5 protein-coding genes are annotated in these 7,227 nt (G+C 71.3%); all 5 read left to right on the top strand.

The features are described from left to right. Positions 1-97: 97 nt before the first annotated feature. The 5 genes from mreD to G6R24_RS05715 all read left to right on the top strand — a co-directional run bounded on the left by mreD (position 98) and on the right by G6R24_RS05715 (position 7,138). A complete protein-coding gene (mreD, locus tag G6R24_RS05735; protein WP_163548127.1) occupies positions 98-640 on the top strand; it encodes a rod shape-determining protein MreD in 543 nt (180 codons plus the stop codon). Then, positions 637-2,907, top strand: a complete 2,271-nt coding sequence (gene mrdA, locus G6R24_RS05730; protein ID WP_163548126.1) for a penicillin-binding protein 2 — start codon at positions 637-639, stop codon at positions 2,905-2,907. The genes mreD and mrdA overlap by 4 nt, the downstream gene beginning before the upstream one ends. 63 nt (positions 2,908-2,970) lie before the next feature. Next, positions 2,971-4,206, top strand: coding sequence for a rod shape-determining protein RodA (gene rodA, locus G6R24_RS05725; RefSeq protein ID WP_163548125.1), 1,236 nt, complete (start codon positions 2,971-2,973; stop codon positions 4,204-4,206). 54 nt (positions 4,207-4,260) lie between these two features. Beyond that, entirely contained in the window at positions 4,261-6,321 is a 2,061-nt protein-coding gene (locus G6R24_RS05720; protein WP_163548124.1) for a TIGR03960 family B12-binding radical SAM protein, read from the top strand. After that, positions 6,305-7,138: a TIGR03936 family radical SAM-associated protein gene (locus G6R24_RS05715; protein ID WP_163548123.1), complete on the top strand. Its 834-nt coding sequence runs from the start codon at positions 6,305-6,307 to the stop codon at positions 7,136-7,138. The genes G6R24_RS05720 and G6R24_RS05715 overlap by 17 nt, the downstream gene beginning before the upstream one ends. Positions 7,139-7,227: the final 89 nt, after the last annotated feature.

Here is a 7,227-nt window from a genome sequence, read left to right as displayed (position 1 = left end):
CTCCCCAGGCGCCACGGCCCAGGGCGCGACCGGCACCCAGGGCGCGACGGGCACGCAGGGTGCGACCGGCACCCAGGGCGGGGTTGGCTGAACCGGTATGTGGGAGATCTTCGACTCCGACGAGTCCGTGCGGGTGCGGTCGGTGGTGGCCGCGGTCCTGGTGCTGCTGGTCGCGATCGTCGCGCAGGTGTCGGTGGTGGCGCGGTTCAACCTGCCCGGCGGGCGGCTCGACCTCGTCCTCGTCCTGCTGGCGTCGATCGCGCTGATCGAGGGGCCGCTGGTCGGGGCGATCAGCGGCTTTGTCGCGGGCCTGGCCGGCGATCTGGCGTCCACGCATGTTCTCGGACAGTCTGCTCTCGTTATGTGCCTGATCGGTTACGCTGTGGGTCTGGTGATGGATGCGGCGGAACGGTCGGTAGCGGTGCCTCTGGCGGTGATCGGCGGGGCCAGTGTGCTGGGCACCCTGGGCTATGCGGCCATGACGTCGCTGCTCGGTGAGGCGGCGATGACCGGCGGTGAGGCCATCCGATGGGCCGTCGTCGCGGGCCTCTACGCGGTGATCGCCACGCCCTTCGTGTTCCCGTTGCTGCTGCGGGGCACGCGCCGGCTCGCCGGGGACCGCGGCCGGGGCGGCCGATGAACGACCGGATGCGGGTCCGCGTCTTGCTGCTGCGGGTCGTGGTGCTTTCGCTGCTGGTCACGCTCGGTGCCCGGCTGTGGGTGCTGCAGATCCTTGACGGTGATCACTACCGGCAGGTGGCCGAGACCAACCGGGTCCGCGAGGTGGTCACCCCGGCGACCCGCGGCATGATCCTCGATGACCATGGCCAGCCGCTCGTGCGCAACCGCACGTCCCTGGTGATCTCGGTGAACCGGTCGGCCACCGATCGCCAGCCCGACCGCGGCAAGGCCGTGCTGACCCGGCTGGCCGGCGTGATCAACACCCCCGCCGACGACCTGGTCAAACGCATCCGCTTCTGCACCGCCCAGGTCAAGCCGCCCTGTTGGAACGGTTCCCCCTACCAGCCGGTTCCGGTGGCCAAGGACGTCTCACCGGCGCAGGCCCTCGCGGTGATCGAGCATCCCGACCGTTTCCCCGGTGTGTCGGCCGATCTCCAGGCCGTCCGGGAGTACCCGCAGGGGTCGCTGGCCGCGCACGAACTCGGCTACCTCGCCCCGGTCACCCAGGACCAGCTGGACAAGCAGGGCGACGAGAAGGGCTACCACCTCAACAGCCTGATCGGCGTCGCCGGCCTGGAAAGCACCTACGACGACCAGCTGCGCGGCACGGACGGCGTCCAACGCCTGGAGGTCGACCGGTTCGGCCGGGTGGCGGGCACCGCGTCCACCACCGAGCCGGCCAGCGGCGACCATCTGGTGCTCAACCTCGACCTCGGTGTGCAGCAGGCCGCCGAACAGGCCCTGCAGGACACCATCAACTCCCTCGGCGGGGGCTCACGCACCGGATCCGCCGTCGTGCTGAACGCCCGGACCGGCGGCGTGGTCGCGATGGCGAGCCTGCCGTCCTACAACCCGTCGGTGTTCGTCGGCGGGGTGTCGGAGCAGGACTACCGGGCGCTGTCGGACCCGGCCAACGGCATTCCGCTGCTGTCCCGGGTCTACCAGGGTTCGGGTGCGGCGGGCTCGACGTTCAAGCCGATCTCGACCGCCGTCGCGATGCAGAACCTCGGCGCCCGTGGCGACCAGCGGTTCCTCTGCTCGCAGACGCTGCAGATCGGCGACCAGATCTTCCACAACTTCGACGGTGAGTCCGCCGGGCCGATCACCCTGCACCAGGCCCTGGTGATCTCCTGCGACGTCATCTTCGACCAGTTCGCCTACGACTCCTGGCTCGGCGACGGTGGCCTGCGCAACGGACGCGGACCCTACGCGCCACCCAAGGAGTACTTCGTCCGGATGGCCGAGGCCATGGGCTTCGGCCGCGGCACCGGGATCGACCTGCCGGGGGAGACGAAGGGGTCGGTCGTCGACCGGGCCGACGCCAAGGCCATCTGGGAGGAGTTGAAGGACTCCTACTGCCGGCGGGCGAAGAACGGCTACCCCGAGGAGACCGACCCGGCGAAGGCGGAACGTTTTCGCAAGTACGCCGCCGAGGCCTGCGTCGACGGCTACCTCTACAACGCCGGTGCCGCCACCCAGTTCGCCATCGGGCAGGGCCAGTACCTGTCGGTGAGTCCGCTGCAGCTCGCCAACGCCTACGTGGCGATCGCCAACGGCGGCACCCTGTACAGGCCGACCCTGGCCAAGGCCGCGATCTCGCCGGAGGGCAAGGTCGTGCAGACCTTCCAGCCGCACAGGACCGGCACCCTGCCGGTCAGCCCGGAGATCCTCGGCTACATCCGGGACAGCCTGCGGGGCGTGACCACCGAGCCCGGCGGCACCGGGACGGGCGTGTTCGCCGACTGGCCGAGCGCCACCATCCCGATCGCGGGCAAGACCGGTACCGCCGAGGTCGAGGGCCGGGGCGACACCTCGTGGTTCGCCTCCTTCGCCCCGGCGAACGACCCCCAGTACGTCGTCGTGGTGTCGATCCCCGACTCGGGCACCGGCGCCGAGTACGCCGCGCCGGTCGCCAAGCGCATCTACCAGGCGATCTACGGCGTCGGCCAGCCGGCCGCCCAGCCCGGTGGGCGACCCCCCGGGGCCCTGCCCAGGATCAACCGGGACGGCACGATCGCCGCCGCCACCACCAGCGACCCGCTGCGCCCCCTGGGTCCCGGCGGGACGTCCAGCGCCGTCACGTCGATCCCAGCGGCCTCGGCCACCCCCCCGAACTCCGCCGGTGCGCTCCTGCCGGCGCTGGTCACGACGCCGACGAAGGCCCCGGTGACCACGCCGGCGGTCACCGGGGCCCCGACATCCCCGCCGAGCCGTGCCCCGCCGTAGGAACGGCCGCGCGGGCCGCGGCGGGCGCGCAGATACCGCAGGAGGCGACGGGAGGTGGCGGGGATGAACCAGGACGTGGGGCCGACGGCGCTGCGGTCGTCGCCGGTGCCGGTGCGCGGGCGGATCGGGCAGCTACGGGACCGGGCGTCCGGGCGGCACTCGCCGTTGCGCCGGCTGGACTGGACGCTGCAGCTGTGCGTGGTCGCGCTGTCGGGTGTCGGCGCCCTGCTGGTCTGGTCGGCCACCCGGCAGCGCCTCGGCGAGGCCGGGGCCGACCCGCAGACCTTCCTCAAACGCCACCTGTTGAACCTGGTCATCGGCCTGCTGCTCGGCGCGGTCGCCACGGTCGTCGACTACCGGGTGATCCGGGCCTACGCGCCGTTCGTCTACCTGGGATCGCTGGTCGGCCTGGTGGCCGTGCTGGTGCTCGGGTCGACCATCAACGGCGCCCACTCGTGGATCGTGCTGCCGGCGGGCTTCCAGTTGCAGCCGTCGGAGTTCGCCAAGGTCGCCCTGGTGGTCGGCGCGGCGATGATCCTCGGCGAGAAACACGAGGACCGGCACACGGGCATCCAGCACAGCGCGCCCGGGCACGCCGACGTGCTGCTCGTGCTCGGGCTCACCATCGTGCCGATCGGGCTGATCATGCTGCAGCCGGACTTCGGCACCGTCATGGTGCTGGTGTTCACCGTGCTGGGGATGCTGGCGGTCAGCGGGGCGCCGCGGCGCTGGGTGCTCGGGCTCGTCCTGTGCGGGGTGCTCTTCGGCACCGCCATCCTGCAGTTCCATCTGCTGGCGTCCTACCAGGAGGCCCGGCTGACCTCCTTCGTCTCGGAGAACAAGGCGGCCAGCGGCACCGGGTACAACGTCAACCAGGCCATGATCGCCATCGCCAACGGTGGGATCTTCGGCCGGGGGCTGCTGCACGGCCAGCAGACCCAGGGGCAGTTCGTCCCCGAACAGCAGACCGACTTCGTGTTCAGCGTCGCGGGGGAGGAGCTCGGCTATCTGGGCGCTGCCGGGATCGTCGTGCTGCTCGGCGTGGTGCTGTGGCGGGCGCTGTCGATCGGTTTCGGCTCGCAGGACTCCTTCGGCGCGCTGATCGCCACCGGGGTGGTCTGCTGGTTCACGTTCCAGTCGTTCGTGAATATCGGGATGTGCCTGGGCATCATGCCCGTCACCGGACTGCCGTTACCGTTCCTGTCCTACGGCGGTTCGTCCATGTTCGCGAACATGATCGCCGTGGGTCTGCTCCAGAACGTCCGGCTGCGTTCACGCTCGGACCCGTACGCCATGTAGGGGTGGCGGTGGTGACCGACAGTGCCGGCCGCGGCGTGCCGTAGGCTCGCGTGCATGTCCGGACAGTCGCTGTTCGCTCGCCTGGAGCCGCTGCTCCCGCGGGTGCGTCGACCCGTGCAGTATGTCGGTGGCGAAGGGAACTCCATCGTCAAACCGTGGGAGACCGCCGCCGTCCGCTGGTGCCTGATGTATCCGGACGCCTACGAGGTCGGCCTGCCCAACCAGGGTCTGCAGATCCTCTACGAGATTCTCAACGAGCAGCCCGACGTGCTGGCCGAACGCACCTACTCGGTGTGGCCCGACCTCGAGGCGCTGCTGCGCGAGCACGACCTTCCCCAGTTCACCGTGGACGCCCACCGTGCCGTCGGCGGCTTCGACCTGCTCGGCGTCAGCTTCTCCACCGAACTCGGCTACACCAACCTGCTGACCGCGCTCGACCTCGCCGGCATCCCGTTGCACACGGCCGAGCGCCGCGAGCACGACCCGGTGATCGTCGCGGGCGGGCATGCCGCGTTCAACCCGGAGCCGATCGCCAGGTTCGTCGACGCCGTCGTCCTCGGCGACGGCGAGCAGGCGGTGCTCGGGATCACCGACGTCGTGCGGGCCTGGAAGGCGGCCGGCAGCCCCGGTGGGCGCACCGAACTGCTGGCCCGCCTCTCCCGGCGGCGCCTGGTGTATGTGCCGGCGTTCTTCGACGTCACCTACCGGCCGGACGGGCGGATCGAGGCGGTCCGGCCCAACCGGGACGACATCCCCGCCCGGCCGAGCAAGCACACCCTGTCCGACCTGGACTCCTGGCCCTACCCGAAGGCACCGCTGGTGCCGCTCGCGGAGACCGTGCACGAGCGGATGAGCGTGGAGATCTTCCGCGGCTGCACCCGTGGCTGCCGGTTCTGCCAAGCCGGGATGATCACCCGCCCGGTGCGCGAGCGCAACATCGAGACCGTGGGCGCCATGGTGGACGCGGGGCTGCGCGCGACCGGCTTCAACGAGGTCGGGCTGCTGTCGCTCTCGAGCGCCGACCACAGCGAGATCGGTCGGATCGCGACCGGCCTCGCCGACCGGTACGCCGAGAGCAAGGTGTCGCTCAGCCTGCCCTCGACCCGGGTGGACGCCTTCAACGTCACCCTCGCCAACGAGTTCTCCCGCAACGGCCGCCGCAGCGGGCTCACGTTCGCCCCCGAAGGCGGCTCCGAACGGCTGCGCAAGGTCATCAACAAGATGGTCAGCGCCGAGGACCTGGTCCGCACGGTCAGCACCGCCTACGAGCACGGCTGGCGGCAGGTCAAGCTCTACTTCATGTGCGGCCTGCCCACCGAGACCGACGAGGACGTCCTCGAGATCGCCGACCTGGTCCGCGCGGTCATCCGCGCCGGACGGGCCGCCAGCGGTCATCGGGACATCCGCGCGACCGTGTCGATCGGTGGCTTCGTGCCCAAGGCGCACACCCCGTTCCAGTGGGTCGGGCAGGCCTCGCACGAGGTCACCGACGCCCGCCTGAAACTGCTGCGCGACCGGGTACGGGCCGACCGGGAGATCGCCAAGGCCGTCGGATTCCGCTACCACGACGGACGTCCGGGCATCATCGAGGGCCTGCTGGCCCGCGGGGACCGTCGCGTCGGCGCGGTGATCGAGCGGGTCTGGCGTGAGGGCGGCCGCTTCGACGGCTGGAACGAGCACTTCTCCTTCGACCGCTGGGCCAGCGCCGGAGCCGCCGAACTCGAACCGCTGGGCGTGTCGGTGGACTGGTACACCACCCGGGAGCGCGAGGAACGCGAGATCCTGCCCTGGGACCACCTCGACGCCGGCCTCGACCGGGACTGGCTGTGGGCCGACTGGCAGGAGGCCCTGCGCGGGACCGAGTTGGACGACTGCCGCTGGACGCCCTGCTACGACTGCGGCGTCTGCCCGACCATGGGCACCGACACCCAGATCGGCCCGACGGGCCGCACGCTGCTGCCGATCGCGGGTGTCTCCGCCGGTGGCATGGCCGGCGGCCCCGACGCCTCGGCGGCGGACGCGCCACCGGCGGACGCGCCACCGGCGGAAGCTGCCAGTCCGGCCATGGCGGCCACCGGGGATGAGGCGGTGGTGCGCAGTGCCGCGTCGGCCTGAGGGCCCGCCACCGCCACCCGTGGTCGCCCGGGTCCGGCTGCGCTTCGCCAAGCGGGGAAGGCTGAGATTTCTGTCACATCGGGACGTCGCTCGCACGTTTGAGCGCGGCCTGCGACGGGCCGAGGTGCCGATGGCCTACTCGGCGGGGTTCAGTCCGCATCCGCGGATCTCCTGGGTGGGCGCGGCGCCGACCGGGGCCGCCAGCGAGGCCGAGTACGTCGAACTCGCGCTCGCTGTCGTCGTCGAGCCCGACCGGGTGCGGGCGGCGCTGGACGCCGCGCTTCCACCCGGCCTGGACGTGCTCGACGCCGTCCAGGCTGGTGGTGGTGCCAGTGGTGCCAGTGGTTCCGGTGGTGCCGCTGGTTCTGGGGCCGCCGGTTCGGGTGCCGGTGGTTCGGGGAGCCTGGCCGATCGGATCGACGCCTCCCGTTGGCGTATCCGGCTGCCGACGCTCGGCGAGCCGGCCCTGTCCGCCGCGGTCGCGGAGCTTCTGCGGCGGGACGAGGTGCAGGTGGAACGGGCGACCAAGGACGGTCGTCGGCGTTTCGACGCTCGCGGGGCTGTGGTCTTGGCCGTTTGTCGTGCGGAGAACGACACATGTGCGATACTGGAGTTGGTCGCACGGCACACGACGCCCGCTGTGCGGCCAGATGACGTGCTGACCGCCCTGTACGTGGTAGCTGGTCTGCGCCCGTCGGCTCCTCCCGAGCCCACCCGGCTTGAGCAGGGCCGGCTGCTCGATGATGGAACGCTGGCGGATCCGCTGGCGCCGGACCGCAACGACGCTGGCCGGCTGGTGGGTCGCTCCTCAGTGTGATGCAGGGCGTCGCAGGATTTCCCGGCGCTGTTCGCGTCGGACCGAGACAGTGGCTTCTGCGCGGTCGCGACTGCACATGCAGCGCGCCC

It is taken from the genome of Candidatus Frankia nodulisporulans (genome assembly GCF_902806475.1).
Classification (GTDB): Bacteria; Actinomycetota; Actinomycetes; order Frankiales; family Frankiaceae; genus Frankia; species Frankia umida.
This window is presented reverse-complemented; position numbering and strand designations above follow the sequence as displayed.

What these genes read in the sequence shown, in the direction of transcription:
- G6R24_RS05720 (WP_163548124.1), top strand. Translation starts at nt 4,261, where the DNA reads ATGTCCGGACAGTCGCTGTTCGCTCGCCTGGAGCCGCTGCTCCCGCGG.
- mreD (WP_163548127.1), top strand. Translation starts at nt 98, where the DNA reads ATGTGGGAGATCTTCGACTCCGACGAGTCCGTGCGGGTGCGGTCGGTG.
- rodA (WP_163548125.1), top strand. Translation starts at nt 2,971, where the DNA reads ATGAACCAGGACGTGGGGCCGACGGCGCTGCGGTCGTCGCCGGTGCCG.
- mrdA (WP_163548126.1), top strand. Translation starts at nt 637, where the DNA reads ATGAACGACCGGATGCGGGTCCGCGTCTTGCTGCTGCGGGTCGTGGTG.